Genomic DNA, 14,009 nt, shown 5'->3' on the forward strand with positions numbered 1-14,009 from the left:
TTTTTATTCTCTCCTTTTAATATAAGTTTTTTATATGCTACTTATAGAAAAAAGAGATTGTCGAGGTGGTTGGAACGGCGGTGCATTCAACCACTGGTCGTATAATAGTCGTGTCATGGTTGGAAAATTTGCACCCCTACTTTCAAAGACCATTTCCATTTCATTCATGGTTGCGAATGACATGGGTCCTCCTGATCCACCAGTTTGTGTTGGAGTGGATGGGCCTGATTGAAAAGTAGGCACTACTTTTAATTGATTGTAATCCTCAGAAGGTATCTTCGGAAACGTTTCTGGTCGCTTTTCTTTTTTCTTCTTTATCTCCTGTTTTGAAGTAGTATCCATTGGTTTAGTAATCACTGTATCTAAATACGATTTCTGTAGATCCTCAGATTCAAAACCAGTTCCTGGCTCATCCACTAAAATAGGCTGTTCATGTTGAATGGGTTGCTCTATTTCAGGGATAACGGTTTCTTTCTTTTGCGCTACGTTATCCTGTTCTACCAGAGATGGCGCAGTAGCTGTTTTAGGTAAATCCGAATTTGTATTTGGAGTAGATTGTTCAGTTTTTAGAGTTTCCACATCTACAATAGGAGTTTTTACACTGACTTGTGGATGTTTCTTATTTAATTCCTGAGTATTAGCCTCCAACAAATCAGCTTCTATTTTTACTGTATCATCTACTTCTACTCTCACAATGGACGTATCTACCTTTACAGTTGGAGTTTTTGATACTTCTGCTTCCACAATGCCCAGGTTAACTCCTATAGAAGGGTTTGGAGAAACATTTAAGTCAACTATCGGCTTTTCACTTTTTACAGTTTCCGTTAGCTTCTCCCTAGTCTCATCTAGGGTATTCACTACTGTCCTAACAGGTTGGATCAGTTCTTCCGTTTCGGCAACTTTTTCAGTTAGCTGCACTTCCGAAACCGAATCTGTCACTCCGTCTGTCACCGTTTCTATTAGATTCGAAGATTTGTTTAACGTATTTCCTAATAATCCACCATCCGCTGATGCAAATGTCGGTACACTTAACATCCCAAACATAATAGCCGCCTGTACTACTCTCTTATACATATCGTCATTCACCTCCTTCTCACTTCAAAAAGAGCAGTAACCGTCTATTTTTGATACGTGTGGAAACTATTTCTCTTGTTAGTTATCAATAGTTTTCATATATAGTGCCTTACACTACACAATAAAAAAGCATTTCAACTTTTCCTGTCACATTATCACTATTACAAATACAAGTTTTATATTTCCTATAAATAGAAAAATTAAACCTCCTGTCAGATATTTATTTGCAAACTCATAGTAATGAGACTTTACAAAAAGGAACTATCGATTATATACCTTTAAACTTTGCGTTCCAAATATTTATTGTGTATATAGTAACAACTACTTTTCATGGGTAGTTCACGCAGTATAGGGATATTGCGCGGTAGTCATCGGCGTCTCAATCCAAGTAAACTTATTTTCTGAAAATTGGTTGCTCTCCAGAGTAATTTGGTTGCTTTCAGACTAGAGCTAGTTGCTCTTAACAGACGTTTGGTTGTTCTCAGACTAGAACTGGTTGCTTTCAACAGCTGGTTGGTTGCCCTTAGCCATTTATTGGATTTACAAACGCTAAATACTATTTATGATTTTGTTTTTAACAAGTCGTTCATAAATAAAAAAGAAATTACCACTGATTTTTACTGTAGGCGGCAACTCCTGCCGAGGCTAACAGGATGTTGGTTTCAAAGGCATTGCCACACGATGTGGCGTTCTTAGCCTTAGTTCCTCGTGGGCTAATGAGACATTCCAACGACGCCCTAAGCGGAGGGAATGGCTCGTCGCTCGCCCGCGGAAAGCGAAGCGCCCCCGTGCTAAATCCAAGCGTTCACTTTCTTCAAGCTCTCTAAGTCGAAGTTTCCCTAACGCCTGCCGAATTATTTAGAGAAAATGATATACACCACATAAATTTCTTAAAGAGGACAAAAAATAACCTTAGAAACGCTGATATTACAACGTTTCTAAGGTTATTTAACCATTATGTCTTTTATACATCCAAAGCAATCCCGATTTCATCAGTCTTGCAATACGGCCAGTTACTGAAATATCTGCCATGTAAGCAAATCCTTGTTTCTTTCCAAGAGAACCCATAAAGCCTTTCAACTTAATTTCTGGCATTTTTTCAGGAAGCGGTAAACCTCTCCAACGGGCTTGTAGCACTTTAACTATTTGCTCCGCTTGCTCCTCCGCTAATTGCGCACTTGGTGCAAAAGGAAGAGATGCACAATCTCCTACAACGAAGACGTTCTCGTAATTTGGTAAATCATGATATTGTGTTAGTATAGCTCGTCCAGAACTATCTTTTTCACCTGGTAATGCACGCACTGTAGCTGCTGGTTGGATACCCGCAGTCCAAACAACCACGTCTACAGGGATAACCTCTTCGTGATTATACAATTTGTTTGGTTCTACTTTAGTAATGTTTGAATTACTAACTACTTCTACATCGTTTGAATCAAACCATTTTTTCACATAATTACTCAATCGCTCTGGGAAATCTCTTAAAATACGTGGACTACGGTCGAATAGTTTTATCCTTAAATCTGGACGACTCTCACGAAGTTCACTAGCTAACTCTATTCCACTTAAACCTGCGCCAACGATTCCAACGATTGATCCAGCAGGAAGTCCTCCAAGTTTCGCGTATGTGTCACGAGAACGACCGATGGTTTGAATACTATACGTAAATTCATCTGCACCAGGTACCCCGTGATACTTATCTTCACAGCCCAACCCAATAACTAAATCATCATAAGAGACTGCTCCACCGTCTGCTAATAGTACTTGTTTTTCTTCTACATCAATTTCCGTAATTTCTCCATACTTAATCGTTAATTTTCCACTTTCTGGAAACCCTACTCGAACTTCATGATCAGAGGATGTTCCAGCTGCTAACGCATAAAACTCGGTTTTTAAACTATGAAATGGTGTTCGGTCTATTAAAGTAATCTCTACATCAAGCGGTAAATTATTTGGCAACAGGCGCGACAAAATTCGCATATTACCGTATCCTCCACCTAATAATACTAATTTTCGCATAATTATCTCCCTCATCTTTGAATGTCATCTAAAATTATAAATGATTGTGATGCTTTTCACAAGGGAGCTTCTGCATTGACGGATAGCGAAAAAAGGAGTAGCATGACGTTGTAGTGAGGTGACAGCTATGAATCCTATGGTTGAATTTTGTATAAGCAACCTTGCAAATGGTTCTCAAGAAGCTTTTGACATATTAGAACAAGATCCTAACTTAGATGTACTAGAATATGGCTGCCTCAGTCATTGTTCCTTATGCTCCGAAACTTTACTCGCAATCGTAAACGGAGATGTTGTCGAAGGGGATTCCCCAGAAGATCTTGTGAAAAAAATATATGCATATATTGAAGAAAATCCTCTATTCTAATAGTGGATTTTCTTCTTTTTTTATTTTATCCAATCATGTAGTGTTTCTAAACAATACGTCGGTTGTTCAGCTTTACTTTGAACTTCCTCTGTACGATTGACCCCACTATTCACATGGGCCGTATGAATGCCCATATGAATCCCAGTTAAAATATCCGTTGAATAATTGTCTCCAATCATAATCATCTCTTCTTTTTTATACCCATATTTCTGTTGAATAAACTCCAGCATAAATGCTTGAGGTTTCCCCATATATATTGGCTCTACACCAGTAGAGTACTCGACTAATTTTGTAAAAGCACCGTTGCCCGGTATCAATCCTCTTTCATCCGGAAATGCATGATCGCTGTTTGTCGATATAAATGCTGCGCCTGCTCGGATGGAGAGACATGCAGTTGCGAGCTTGTCATAATCAATCGCACGGTCAATCCCCATCACTACTACATCCGCAATACCTTCTGTCCGAACTACTTGTTTAGCGTCCAGCGCATCTTGTAATCCAATTTCTCCAATCATAAACACCGATTTGTTTGGATAATGTTCCTCAATATAATTAGCTGCGGCAATGGAAGAAGAAATAATATGGTCCACTTCTACATGAATATCCATCTTTGCAATTTTTTCTTGCAGTTGTTTTTGAGTCATGGAAGAATTATTCGTTACAAAAAAAGGTTCGATACCATGGTTTTGTAAATAATGTACAAAGTCCACCGCTTCTTTAATAGGAGTTTTCCCCCTATACACTGTTCCGTCCAAATCTAAACAATAGGCCTTATAATTTAACATTGGAATCCTCCGGTAAAAATGCGGAGACCGGTCCTAATTCATGAAGCAAATAATTTTCTACATATCCAGGGAATTGTTTTAAATAAGTTAAATTGTCAATAAGTATTTGTTCTAATTGCTTATGGTCAACTGCATAAAAGTGTCGTACTAATTCTTTTCTAAATTCAATTACCTTTTTTAATGGTGCATCCATTTCTGCTGGAATAACCTTTTCATCTGTTAAAATGTCGATAATATCATCATAACCACCTGGATCACGCATAATAAAACCGTCAATCATTGAATTTCCTACATCAATAATGGATTCGATGATATTTTGTCCTACGCGCTCTAAAGCTAATTTAGATTGTTCATCTGAGTGCCAATCTACTTTACCTTCGATCAGTGTTATTAACTTGTTCATGTGTGCAATTGTCTCAGCTATTTTTTTTCGATCTACAAAATACATTGGAAAGCCTCCTGAGTCATGTTCAGTTGATATATACCTCTTTTCTATAGTACCATAATTCGTAGTTAGGAAGGAGTGTCACCAAATGGAGCGATTTTTTTTATACGATGATGTGGAAGATACAAAAACGAGATTCGTTGGTTTTACAGGAGATTCCCAAAGATATGATTTAGCGATCTTACAAAGCTCTCGTTTTTTTGGTAAAGTGCTTGTAATGGATATCCAATACGGTAGAGCAGCAATACTGGGACCAGATGATTTAGAAGAACCAGGCTATTTAGAGCATGTCTATAATAGAACAGAAGTAGAAGCGGAAGAATTAAGAGATTACTTAAGAGAATTACTAAACTGAGAAATTACTTTTTAAGAGAGGTAGAAGGTGGCAATACACTTTCTTCCTCTCTTTTCTATAATTTTATGGTTATCGATTGTCTGTAACTCCCTTGAACCACAGCTTTCCAACTAAAGCGGCCATTTTTCCAACTAACAGCAGTAAAATTCCAACTAACACCTCAAAAATTCCAACTAAATTCGCAAATTTTCCAACTAAAACTCTTTCTTACCCAAGAAAAAACCTAGAACAAGATCATAAATGATCCTGCTCTAGGTTTTCTTGTATGGTTTCATCCACTACTTTTACTTTTACTTTCGGGGCAACTCCCGTTTTTTTGATAAGAAAATAAGCACAGCCGAAATTACAATACTCATACAAATAATCTTTCATCGTACTTATTTTCGTATCGAAGGTCGCTTTATGATTTCGATCTTCAAAAAATCCTTTTAGACGAAGCTGACCATATCCCCAGTCCCCCATTATATAGTCATACTTTGAGAGAATTTCACTATAGCGATCCAAAAAAGCTTCTTCTTTATATGCATCTCGGTAATTTTCTATAATTTCATATGTAAAACCTTCTGCAACAATCATTCCATCACCATCCATTAGCTATTTTGAGTAGCTAGAAGTTCCTCACCTTGTGCTTGTTTTTGTTTCGCTGCAGCATTTACTTGCTCGTCAGCATGATAACTACTTCTTACAAGTGGTCCAGCTTCACAATGTGAGAAACCTTTGCTCATTGCAATTTTGCGTAACTCTCCAAACTCAGCAGGTGAATAATATTTTAACACAGGTAAATGCTTTTTCGTAGGTTGCAAGTATTGACCAATCGTCATAATATCTACATTGTTAGCGCGAAGATCGTCCATTACTTCTAAAATCTCTTCATGAGTTTCCCCTAGACCTAACATTAAGGAAGATTTCGTTGGGATAGTTGGTTGCATTTCTTTTGCTCGACGTAGTAGTTCAAGTGAGCGATCGTATTTAGCTCTAGCTCGAACTCTTGGAGTTAAACGACGCACCGTTTCAATATTATGGTTCAAAATATCTGGTTTTGCATCCATAATATTTTGGATATTTTGTTCAATTCCTCCCATATCAGAAGGCAATACTTCAATTGTTGTAAACGGATTTTTACGACGGATTGCACGAATAGTTTCTGCAAAGACCTCTGAACCGCCATCTTTTAAATCGTCACGAGCTACCGCTGTCACTACTACATGTTTTAGATTCATGATAACAACAGAATCTGCAACACGTTCTGGTTCTGCTAAATCTAGTTCATTTGGTAGACCTGTTTTAACCGCACAGAAACGACAAGCACGAGTACAAACTGCTCCTAAAATCATAAAAGTAGCAGTTCTTCGAGAACCCCAACATTCATGTATATTCGGACATCTTGCCTCTTCACAAACTGTATGTAAATTATTTTCGCGCATTAATTTTTTTAGACCTTTATAGTCTTCATTCGTATTAAGCTTTATTTTTAACCAATCTGGTTTGCGTTGATGCTCTGATTTCGTTGGTTTACACGATGTCATTCATACCTACTCCATTCTTCATAAACTGACTACACTGTTGTCAATGTACCATATTATTAGAATTCAAACAACCTTCTGAACTAACTCTTCAGAGCCAAAATGGATTATTAATTTGCTTCCATTTCCTTCTTACTTTTTGCATTCCAAACAACAAACAATACAATAAGAATACCTATAACCGAAACAAGTCCTATTAAAATGGAATCTGTTAAACCAAGAACTAAATAGCCTATCGCCGCTATAATAGCACTAATAATCGCATATGGTAATTGCGTCATAACATGATCGATTACATTAACCCCAGCTCCAGTAGCTGACATGATGGTTGTATCCGAAATCGGTGAACAATGATCTCCAAATACTGCTCCGGCTAGAACCGCTGCAAGTACTGGCAACAATAACTCTGGTTCTATCGCCATAATAATACTAGCACCAATTGGCAATAAAATACCAAATGAACCCCAAGAAGATCCAGTAGCAAATGCCATAAATGCCGTTAATACAAAGAGCAATGCTGGAATAACGCCGACCGGAATATTATTATCCGTTACAAGGTTAGCTAAAAATACACCTGTTTCTAATGCATTGATCAAGAAGGATAAAGACCATGCAAAAATTAAAATAAATATAGCAGGAAGCATGGAACGAATCCCTGTCACGATAGCTTTCCACACTAAATTAACGCTCGCTTCTGGATTAGTATTAAATTGTCGCACATACAGGGCAATAGCCAAAATCGTCGCTACCAATCCCCCAATAAATAAAGAAAATGGCACATCGGTATTTTCAAAAATAACAAATAAATTTAACTGATAACCAGAAAGGCTATAGCCTGTCCAAAACATGGCAAATAACGTCACTACAATTAACGATACAATCGGCAACACTAAATCCAATACTTTACCATAATTATTTTCCGGGAAATTTCCTTGTAGATTTCCTGGGTTTGGTTTAGACGAATCAAAAAGCTCCCCAGTTTCTATCGCTTTCTTCTCGTGCTTTTTCATTTCCATTAAGTCAAAGTCTGTCCATGCTAGGAAAAAAACAATCGCTAAAGTCGCAAGCACATAAAAATTCATAGGTGCCATTAACACAAATGCCTCAAGTGGCGTATAAGCAGTTACTGCATGCGTTGCAAAAATAACTCCTAACTGACTGATTAAAAACGCACCCCAACTTGAAACGGGTGACACTACACAAACAGGAGCAGAAGTAGAATCGATAAAATAAGAAAGCTTCGCACGTGAAATGCGATGCGAATCAGTAATAGGTCTGGCAATTTGACCAACTGCTAACGCATTAAAATAATCATCTACAAATATGAGTATCCCTAAAAAAGCTGTTAATAATTTCGAGCCACGGCGAGTTTTAATTTTTTTAATCGCCCATGCCGCAAATGCTGTACTACCGCCTGATAAACTTACAAACGCTGTCACAACACCAAGCATTAATATAAAAAGCAAAATATAAATATTATAAGCATTTAACCCTTCTTCCCAAAAAGAAGTTCTAAATGATTCCCATAATAATAGCAACGAATCCACTGGAGCAAAATTTTCTACCAGAAGCGCTGCAGATACAATTCCAACCCCTAAAGATAAAATAACTCGCTTCGTTACAAGCACCATAATGATTGCAAGTAACGGTGGCAATAAAGAAAAAATCGTATTTTCCAAAACCTATTCCTCCTCAAAAATATAAAAAGCCAACCTACATATGTATATAGGTTGGCTTCCACTATTGAATTTAAGCATAAAAACGATTATTTACCATCTGTAGCTCACCATTTATATTTTCATATAAATGACAGTGTTATTCTTTTTTAGAATAACCCCAACTAAATATCGTTTGACGGACTATATTTAGCTTCGGCAAAACTTCCTTTCGTATACGATCATAAGCGTCATCTTCCTGTATAGTACTATTAAGCTCTGCAGCCTCTACCTATTATATTCATTTTCTCTATTGTAACAGTTGTTTCTGTTTTCTCTGGAATTTTTATTTTTCAGGTAACGGAATCGGCACCTCAACAGACGGAGCAGCAGAACCATCTCCTCCAGTATAAATATGTGGCACTTGCCCTTGCACTAATCCCATGGCTACGGGAATCTTTTGTTCGACAACACTCATTTTACTAGCAAGCGGTACAATAACTTGGACATTTACTTTAATATGAATACTCACTTCTACATACGCATTATTAATACCAAAGTTTTCGATAGTCGGTACAACAGTAGATTGAACATTTCCAATCACATGAAACCGAATAGGAATTTTAGGTCCTAAATTACCGATTAGCGGTATATTCGTTGCCTGCCCCATCGGCACAAAAAATACAACTCCGCCTTGATCTTCCATCGTTGTTTTATCGTATTCAATATCATCTAGATAAGGTAAACTCGATAGATTTCCCTTTTCTGCTTGTTCTAGATGGGCTTGCACCAAACTGTTCGTATCCGATAAGACACGATTAATAATTTCTGTATTAAATTTCGTCGTTACCATATTGGTGCTACCATTTGTTGATGGTACTTCCTCGATAATATCGTTTACATCTAAAACGTTCGCTGTCCTTGAGTTAATTGCTTTACTAATAACCATTGATGCGATTTTATTGGTTTGTACTTCCGCATAATCCAGATAAGTTGGAGTCAATTGGTTGTTAACGAAATAAAATACGCCTGCAACTGATAAGATAAATAACATTATTAGTATAGCTAGTTTTCGCTGAGCAGAAAAAAAAGGAAAACGCTTTTTTTTACGATAGAATAGCAAAAAATCCCCCTTATTACTATTATGTAATAAGAAGGATTATTATGCTTGACTCAGTAACTGATTGCCGTACCACTTAACTACATCACGTATTAACTCCGGCATATAGTATTCTTTCGTTGCAAATTTAAAGGAAGGAAAAAAATAACCAAATGTGAACATATCAAGTGTCGCCAATGTATACACTTTTTCAAGTAACAATCGTTCATCACCAATAAATACATCCCCATGCTCATCTTCCATCAATTGCTCGAAAATAATAGCCCCTAAGTATTTGCCTCTAAACCCGAGCCCCTTTACCTCTAAGTGTGGCCATTTCTCATTTTTAGATTGCTCCACAATTTCCAATAATTCCGCTCCTGTTAATGTGATAACACATGGATTTATCGGATGTGGCAAACATCGATGTAAGTCGCTAGCACTAATAGGACCAATCTGTAAGTCTGTTAAAAATATCCCAGCAGGAAACATCGCACAATCAGCTTTCGTAAAGGTAAGCAAAGCATTACCGAAAAATCTAGACATATCGGAAGGACCGAACCAATCTTTGTGCAAAAAGGTCTCATTCTGAAGAACAGCTTCAGAAAGTTCCTCGTTACCAAGAGCTTCCCACTTTTTCAGTTGCAGATCAAGATCTTTCGGCTTTGCTAAAGTATCTGTGGCATACAGCATGGCTTGCTTCGATATGATTGTTTTTGTCTCATGATCAAAATCGATTGTCACATGCCCAACATATGCACCATACTTACCTGCAGCAGCTTGTAAAGTGTTACCTATCATTTTGCCTTCTTCAAAGAAATGATGCGTATGGGATCCTAAAATAAGATCGATTTCTGGTATCTTCTCTGTCATGATCTCATCCTGTGACACGCCTAAATGAGATAAACAAACAAGCACATCCACGTCTTTTTCTATTTCCTTACAAACTTCTTTCAATCGATCAAGCGGCGGTTGAATATGCCAGCCTAATTGCTCATAGTACAATCCAAAATCTGCGGTCGCTGCTACAATACCGATCCGAATACCCGTCGGTGTCACATGAATTTTATAAGGAAGCACCCACGAAGGAATATTTCCGCTTAAATCAGTAAAATTGGACACAATAACTTCGAAGTTGGCAGCTTCATACAATGTGTTTAAATCATCATGACTAAGCGTAATTCCTTCATTATTACCAATGGTGACATAATCATAACCCGCTTCATTCAGTAATTGGATGTTTCCTTTCCCCAATGTTCCTTCAGTAAAAACATTGGAACGATCTATATGATCTCCGATATCGAGTGTTAAATAGGAGTCAGTCGGTCCATGGCTTTTATGACGCTCCGAGAGAAACTGATGAATCATCGGCCAATTTTCTAAATGGCTATGCAAATCATTTGTGTGATAAATATGGATTGTTTCTCTCACCTTTCATACACCTCTTCTATTTGATCAAATACGCCTCGCTTGCGCAGAGAGCAAGGCTAAATAAAGTTATTAAAACAACCCATCAATAATAGAGCGTACACCTAATAATAACAGCACAATTCTAAGTGCCAAAACAAGTGAATCTGAATTTAGTTTTTTATTTAACTTGGCACCGATTTTCGCACCAATATATGCAGCTGGAACAACTGGTATTGTATAAAGCCAAGGCACATTACCAAGTGAAATATGTGTTGCCGAGTTTACTATCGCCGATAAAAACACCATAAACATGGATGTTCCAACCGCGACATGCGGAGGAAACAAGAATAATAAGATCATGGCAGGTACGATAATTGAACCTCCACCGATCCCAAATAAACCAGATGCAAATCCAACACCAAATGTTAATACCAAAGCAAACCATATAGGATATCCATATACATACGTATCTTTTTCGTCCTTAAACGTTCGCTTCTTCCCATTTTCCACAAACCATCTCACTGGCTTCAAATGATCACGCACAAGTAAAAGGGTAGATAAAACAATAAGTAAAATACCAAAATACAAATTAAATGACGGTAAATCCAATCCCTTATTCACCCATGCACCAAGTATAGTTCCAGGAATACTTCCGATAAAAAAGATAAATCCACTTCTAAAATCCACCGTCTTTGACTTCATATACGATAACGTAGAAGAAAGACCCGTAAAGATCATCATGATGACAGAAAGTCCCACAACGCTTTGAGGAGTAATATTAGGAATTAATGCAAGTGTCGTCCCAAAAAACAACACAGCTGGAACTAAAATGACTCCACCACCTAAACCTACTAATGCTCCCACTATACCAGAAAATAACCCAGCAACTACTAGTAATACCCACTCCATTATATCCCACCTTCAAATAAGTCTAATTGTTTGGGAGCAAGTCCTTCAAATTCAATGCCGAGCATTTTTTGAAAGGATTTCGCATTTTTTGCCGCATGCCCTCCAGAATTATTATTAAATAATACAACTACTTCTTTTGCCTGTTTCTGCAATTGCTCCACTTTGTTTTGGATAAATGTGAGCTCCTCTTTATTATAATCATATAAATAACGTACTTCACGCCATTTTTCATTATTACCTGGGTTTTTCCAACCATATGTATTTCGACCATGTAATCGAACAAGTACTTTATCAGAAGTGGCGATTGGTATCAGCGGAACAGAACCTTCTCCAGCTTGTGGCTCATCGCACACGGTGTGGTGAAGATGATGACTCTTTAAGAAATCTAGTGTTCCTTTTTGGAATTTAGAAGAATACCAAGATTGATGGCGAAATTCAATCGCTAGCTCGAAATCTTTCAATTCTTCTTTCACCTTAAGTATGTATTCTACGTTTTCTTTGACACATGTAAACCAAGGGGGAAATTGCACCAACACCATCGCAAGTTTTCCTGCTTCTTTAAAAGGTTGAATGGACTCTCGGTAACGCTCGAACATCTCTTCCATTGATTCGTAATGGGACTCCCCGCGTAAATGTCCGGTTATTTCTTGATACGCCTTTACGACAAATTGAAAATTATCTGGCGTTTCTTTTATCCATTTCAAAACATTTTTGATAGGAGGTATCGCATAAAAAGCTGTGTCTAATTCAACGACCGGAAAATGCGCACTATAATCTTTCAATCTATCCTTTGCCGTTGATACGTACAAGTCAGAATGATCTCCCCAACCAGTTAAGCCAATTTTAATCATATGTTTGTCACCTCACTGTTCAAGTTATTTTATCATAACATTATGACAGCTGTTTATACAAAAAAAGCAACAGGGGTGAAATATGCATTCACCCTGTTGCTTTTCGGTAAGAAAATATAGGAATTACCCGATTGAACCTTCCATCTCGAACTTGATAAGACGGTTCATCTCCACCGCATATTCCATTGGAAGTTCTTTTGTGAATGGCTCGATGAAGCCCATTACGATCATTTCTGTTGCTTCTTCTTCACTTAATCCACGACTCATCAAGTAGAATAATTGTTCCTCTGATACTTTAGAAACTTTTGCTTCATGCTCAAGAGAAATATTATCATTCAAGATTTCGTTGTATGGAATTGTATCCGAAGTAGACTGGTTATCCATGATTAACGTATCACATTCGATGTTCGCACGAGCACCTGTTGCTTTACGTCCAAAGTGTACGATACCACGGTATGATACTTTACCACCTTGTTTCGCAATCGATTTCGAAACAATTGTAGATGACGTATTTGGTGCTAAGTGCATCATTTTCGCACCAGCATCTTGGTGTTGCCCTTTACCAGCAATTGCGATTGAAAGGGTCATACCACGTGCACCTTCACCTTTTAAGATACATGCTGGGTATTTCATCGTTAATTTAGAACCGATGTTTCCATCAATCCATTCCATTGTTCCGTTTGCTTCAACAACTGTACGTTTAGTAACTAAGTTATAAACGTTGTTCGCCCAGTTTTGAATTGTTGTATAACGGCAATAAGCATCTTTTTTAACGATAATTTCAACTACAGCAGAGTGAAGTGAGTTTGTTGTATAAACAGGAGCTGTACAACCTTCTACATAGTGTACAGAAGCGCCCTCATCTACTATGATTAGCGTACGTTCGAATTGACCCATATTTTCAGAGTTAATACGGAAGTATGCTTGAAGCGGTGTATCCACTTTTACGCCTGGTGGTACATAGATAAATGACCCGCCCGACCATACTGCTGAGTTAAGTGCTGCAAATTTATTATCTGTTGAAGGAATAACTGTTCCCCAATATTTTTTGAAGATATCTTCGTTTTCACGAAGTGCAGAGTCTGTATCTTTAAATACAATCCCCATATCTTCTAACTCTTCTTTCATGTTGTGGTAAACAACCTCTGATTCATATTGTGCAGATACACCAGCAAGGTATTTTTGTTCTGCTTCAGGGATACCTAGTTTATCAAATGTAGCTTTGATTTCTTCTGGCACTTCATCCCATGATTTTTGTGTAGCTTCCGATGGTTTTACGTAATACGTAATTTCATCAAAGTCTAATGCTCCTAAATCTCCACCCCATTGTGGCATCGGTTTAGAATAGAAAATTTCTAATGCTTTCAAACGATAATCTAACATCCATTGTGGTTCACTTTTCATACGTGAAATTTCTTCTACGATTTCTTTAGTCAAACCACGTTTTGAACGGAAAATGGATACGTCTTTATCGTGGAAACCATATTTATAATCACCAATTTCAGGCATTTTTTTTGCCATCG

The 14,009-nt window shown here is 37.5% G+C and carries 14 protein-coding genes and 1 riboswitch; of the genes, 2 read left to right on the top strand and 12 right to left on the bottom strand.

Annotation, left to right across the window (positions count from 1 at the left end; translation table 11 throughout):
* Nucleotides 1–30 precede the first annotated feature (30 nt).
* A complete protein-coding gene (locus ACIP9W_RS10205; RefSeq protein ID WP_400788833.1) occupies nucleotides 31–1,074 on the bottom strand; it encodes a hypothetical protein in 1,044 nt (347 codons plus the stop codon).
* Between the two features lie 948 nt (nucleotides 1,075–2,022).
* Nucleotides 2,023–3,090 (bottom strand): NAD(P)/FAD-dependent oxidoreductase, encoded by a 1,068-nt coding sequence (locus tag ACIP9W_RS10210; protein ID WP_400788835.1) that lies wholly within the window; start codon nucleotides 3,088–3,090, stop codon nucleotides 2,023–2,025.
* A 127-nt stretch (nucleotides 3,091–3,217) separates the two neighbouring features.
* On the opposite strand from ACIP9W_RS10210, the gene ACIP9W_RS10215 reads away from it, so the two are divergent.
* Nucleotides 3,218–3,454, top strand: a complete 237-nt coding sequence (locus tag ACIP9W_RS10215; protein WP_142540127.1) for a YuzB family protein — start codon at nucleotides 3,218–3,220, stop codon at nucleotides 3,452–3,454.
* Between the two features lie 20 nt (nucleotides 3,455–3,474).
* Here ACIP9W_RS10215 and ACIP9W_RS10220 read toward each other — a convergent pair whose 3' ends face one another.
* Both ACIP9W_RS10220 and ACIP9W_RS10225 read right to left on the bottom strand, forming a co-directional pair.
* A complete protein-coding gene (locus ACIP9W_RS10220) occupies nucleotides 3,475–4,239 on the bottom strand; it encodes a TIGR01457 family HAD-type hydrolase (RefSeq protein WP_400788838.1) in 765 nt (254 codons plus the stop codon).
* Nucleotides 4,226–4,687: a DUF86 domain-containing protein gene (locus ACIP9W_RS10225; protein ID WP_400788840.1), complete on the bottom strand. Its 462-nt coding sequence runs from the start codon at nucleotides 4,685–4,687 to the stop codon at nucleotides 4,226–4,228. The genes ACIP9W_RS10220 and ACIP9W_RS10225 overlap by 14 nt, the downstream gene beginning before the upstream one ends.
* A gap of 85 nt (nucleotides 4,688–4,772) precedes the next feature.
* Between ACIP9W_RS10225 and ACIP9W_RS10230 the strand changes: the two genes are divergently transcribed.
* Nucleotides 4,773–5,039, top strand: a complete 267-nt coding sequence (locus tag ACIP9W_RS10230; protein WP_093269763.1) for a DUF3055 domain-containing protein — start codon at nucleotides 4,773–4,775, stop codon at nucleotides 5,037–5,039.
* Nucleotides 5,040–5,273: 234 nt separating this feature from the next.
* Here the strand turns inward: ACIP9W_RS10230 and ACIP9W_RS10235 are convergent, their stop codons facing one another.
* The 8 genes from ACIP9W_RS10235 to sufB all read right to left on the bottom strand — a co-directional run bounded on the left by ACIP9W_RS10235 (nucleotide 5,274) and on the right by sufB (nucleotide 14,007).
* Complete coding sequence (locus tag ACIP9W_RS10235) at nucleotides 5,274–5,615, bottom strand: YutD family protein (RefSeq protein ID WP_400788843.1); 342 nt, start codon at nucleotides 5,613–5,615, stop codon at nucleotides 5,274–5,276.
* A 14-nt stretch (nucleotides 5,616–5,629) separates the two neighbouring features.
* On the bottom strand, nucleotides 5,630–6,565 hold the full coding sequence (gene lipA, locus ACIP9W_RS10240; protein WP_142540122.1) for a lipoyl synthase: 936 nt from the start codon (nucleotides 6,563–6,565) through the stop codon (nucleotides 5,630–5,632).
* A gap of 107 nt (nucleotides 6,566–6,672) precedes the next feature.
* Complete coding sequence (locus ACIP9W_RS10245) at nucleotides 6,673–8,241, bottom strand: Na+/H+ antiporter NhaC family protein (protein WP_400788846.1); 1,569 nt, start codon at nucleotides 8,239–8,241, stop codon at nucleotides 6,673–6,675.
* A 92-nt stretch (nucleotides 8,242–8,333) separates the two neighbouring features.
* A riboswitch (Lysine riboswitch) is annotated at nucleotides 8,334–8,516 on the bottom strand.
* Between the two features lie 47 nt (nucleotides 8,517–8,563).
* On the bottom strand, nucleotides 8,564–9,340 hold the full coding sequence (yunB, locus tag ACIP9W_RS10250; protein WP_282241752.1) for a sporulation protein YunB: 777 nt from the start codon (nucleotides 9,338–9,340) through the stop codon (nucleotides 8,564–8,566).
* Nucleotides 9,341–9,379: 39 nt separating this feature from the next.
* Nucleotides 9,380–10,747: a bifunctional metallophosphatase/5'-nucleotidase gene (locus tag ACIP9W_RS10255; protein ID WP_400788848.1), complete on the bottom strand. Its 1,368-nt coding sequence runs from the start codon at nucleotides 10,745–10,747 to the stop codon at nucleotides 9,380–9,382.
* A 69-nt stretch (nucleotides 10,748–10,816) separates the two neighbouring features.
* Nucleotides 10,817–11,635, bottom strand: coding sequence for a sulfite exporter TauE/SafE family protein (locus ACIP9W_RS10260; protein WP_400788851.1), 819 nt, complete (start codon nucleotides 11,633–11,635; stop codon nucleotides 10,817–10,819).
* A complete protein-coding gene (locus ACIP9W_RS10265; RefSeq protein ID WP_400788854.1) occupies nucleotides 11,635–12,486 on the bottom strand; it encodes a DUF72 domain-containing protein in 852 nt (283 codons plus the stop codon). The genes ACIP9W_RS10260 and ACIP9W_RS10265 overlap by 1 nt, the downstream gene beginning before the upstream one ends.
* A gap of 123 nt (nucleotides 12,487–12,609) precedes the next feature.
* Nucleotides 12,610–14,007, bottom strand: coding sequence for a Fe-S cluster assembly protein SufB (sufB, locus tag ACIP9W_RS10270; RefSeq protein WP_282241757.1), 1,398 nt, complete (start codon nucleotides 14,005–14,007; stop codon nucleotides 12,610–12,612).
* Nucleotides 14,008–14,009 lie beyond the last annotated feature (2 nt).

The organism is Psychrobacillus sp. NPDC093180 (assembly GCF_044754065.1).
Classification (GTDB): domain Bacteria; phylum Bacillota; class Bacilli; order Bacillales_A; family Planococcaceae; genus Psychrobacillus.

Excerpts from the sequence above, each read along its gene's own strand:
- ACIP9W_RS10220 (WP_400788838.1), bottom strand. The coding sequence starts at position 4,239 with ATGTTAAATTATAAGGCCTATTGTTTAGATTTGGACGGAACAGTGTAT.
- ACIP9W_RS10205 (WP_400788833.1), bottom strand. The coding sequence starts at position 1,074 with ATGTATAAGAGAGTAGTACAGGCGGCTATTATGTTTGGGATGTTAAGT.
- ACIP9W_RS10265 (WP_400788854.1), bottom strand. The coding sequence starts at position 12,486 with ATGATTAAAATTGGCTTAACTGGTTGGGGAGATCATTCTGACTTGTAC.
- ACIP9W_RS10230 (WP_093269763.1), top strand. The coding sequence starts at position 4,773 with ATGGAGCGATTTTTTTTATACGATGATGTGGAAGATACAAAAACGAGA.
- lipA (WP_142540122.1), bottom strand. The coding sequence starts at position 6,565 with ATGACATCGTGTAAACCAACGAAATCAGAGCATCAACGCAAACCAGAT.
- ACIP9W_RS10260 (WP_400788851.1), bottom strand. The coding sequence starts at position 11,635 with ATGGAGTGGGTATTACTAGTAGTTGCTGGGTTATTTTCTGGTATAGTG.
- ACIP9W_RS10215 (WP_142540127.1), top strand. The coding sequence starts at position 3,218 with ATGAATCCTATGGTTGAATTTTGTATAAGCAACCTTGCAAATGGTTCT.
- sufB (WP_282241757.1), bottom strand. The coding sequence starts at position 14,007 with ATGGCAAAAAAAATGCCTGAAATTGGTGATTATAAATATGGTTTCCAC.
- ACIP9W_RS10225 (WP_400788840.1), bottom strand. The coding sequence starts at position 4,687 with ATGTATTTTGTAGATCGAAAAAAAATAGCTGAGACAATTGCACACATG.
- ACIP9W_RS10235 (WP_400788843.1), bottom strand. The coding sequence starts at position 5,615 with ATGATTGTTGCAGAAGGTTTTACATATGAAATTATAGAAAATTACCGA.
- ACIP9W_RS10210 (WP_400788835.1), bottom strand. The coding sequence starts at position 3,090 with ATGCGAAAATTAGTATTATTAGGTGGAGGATACGGTAATATGCGAATT.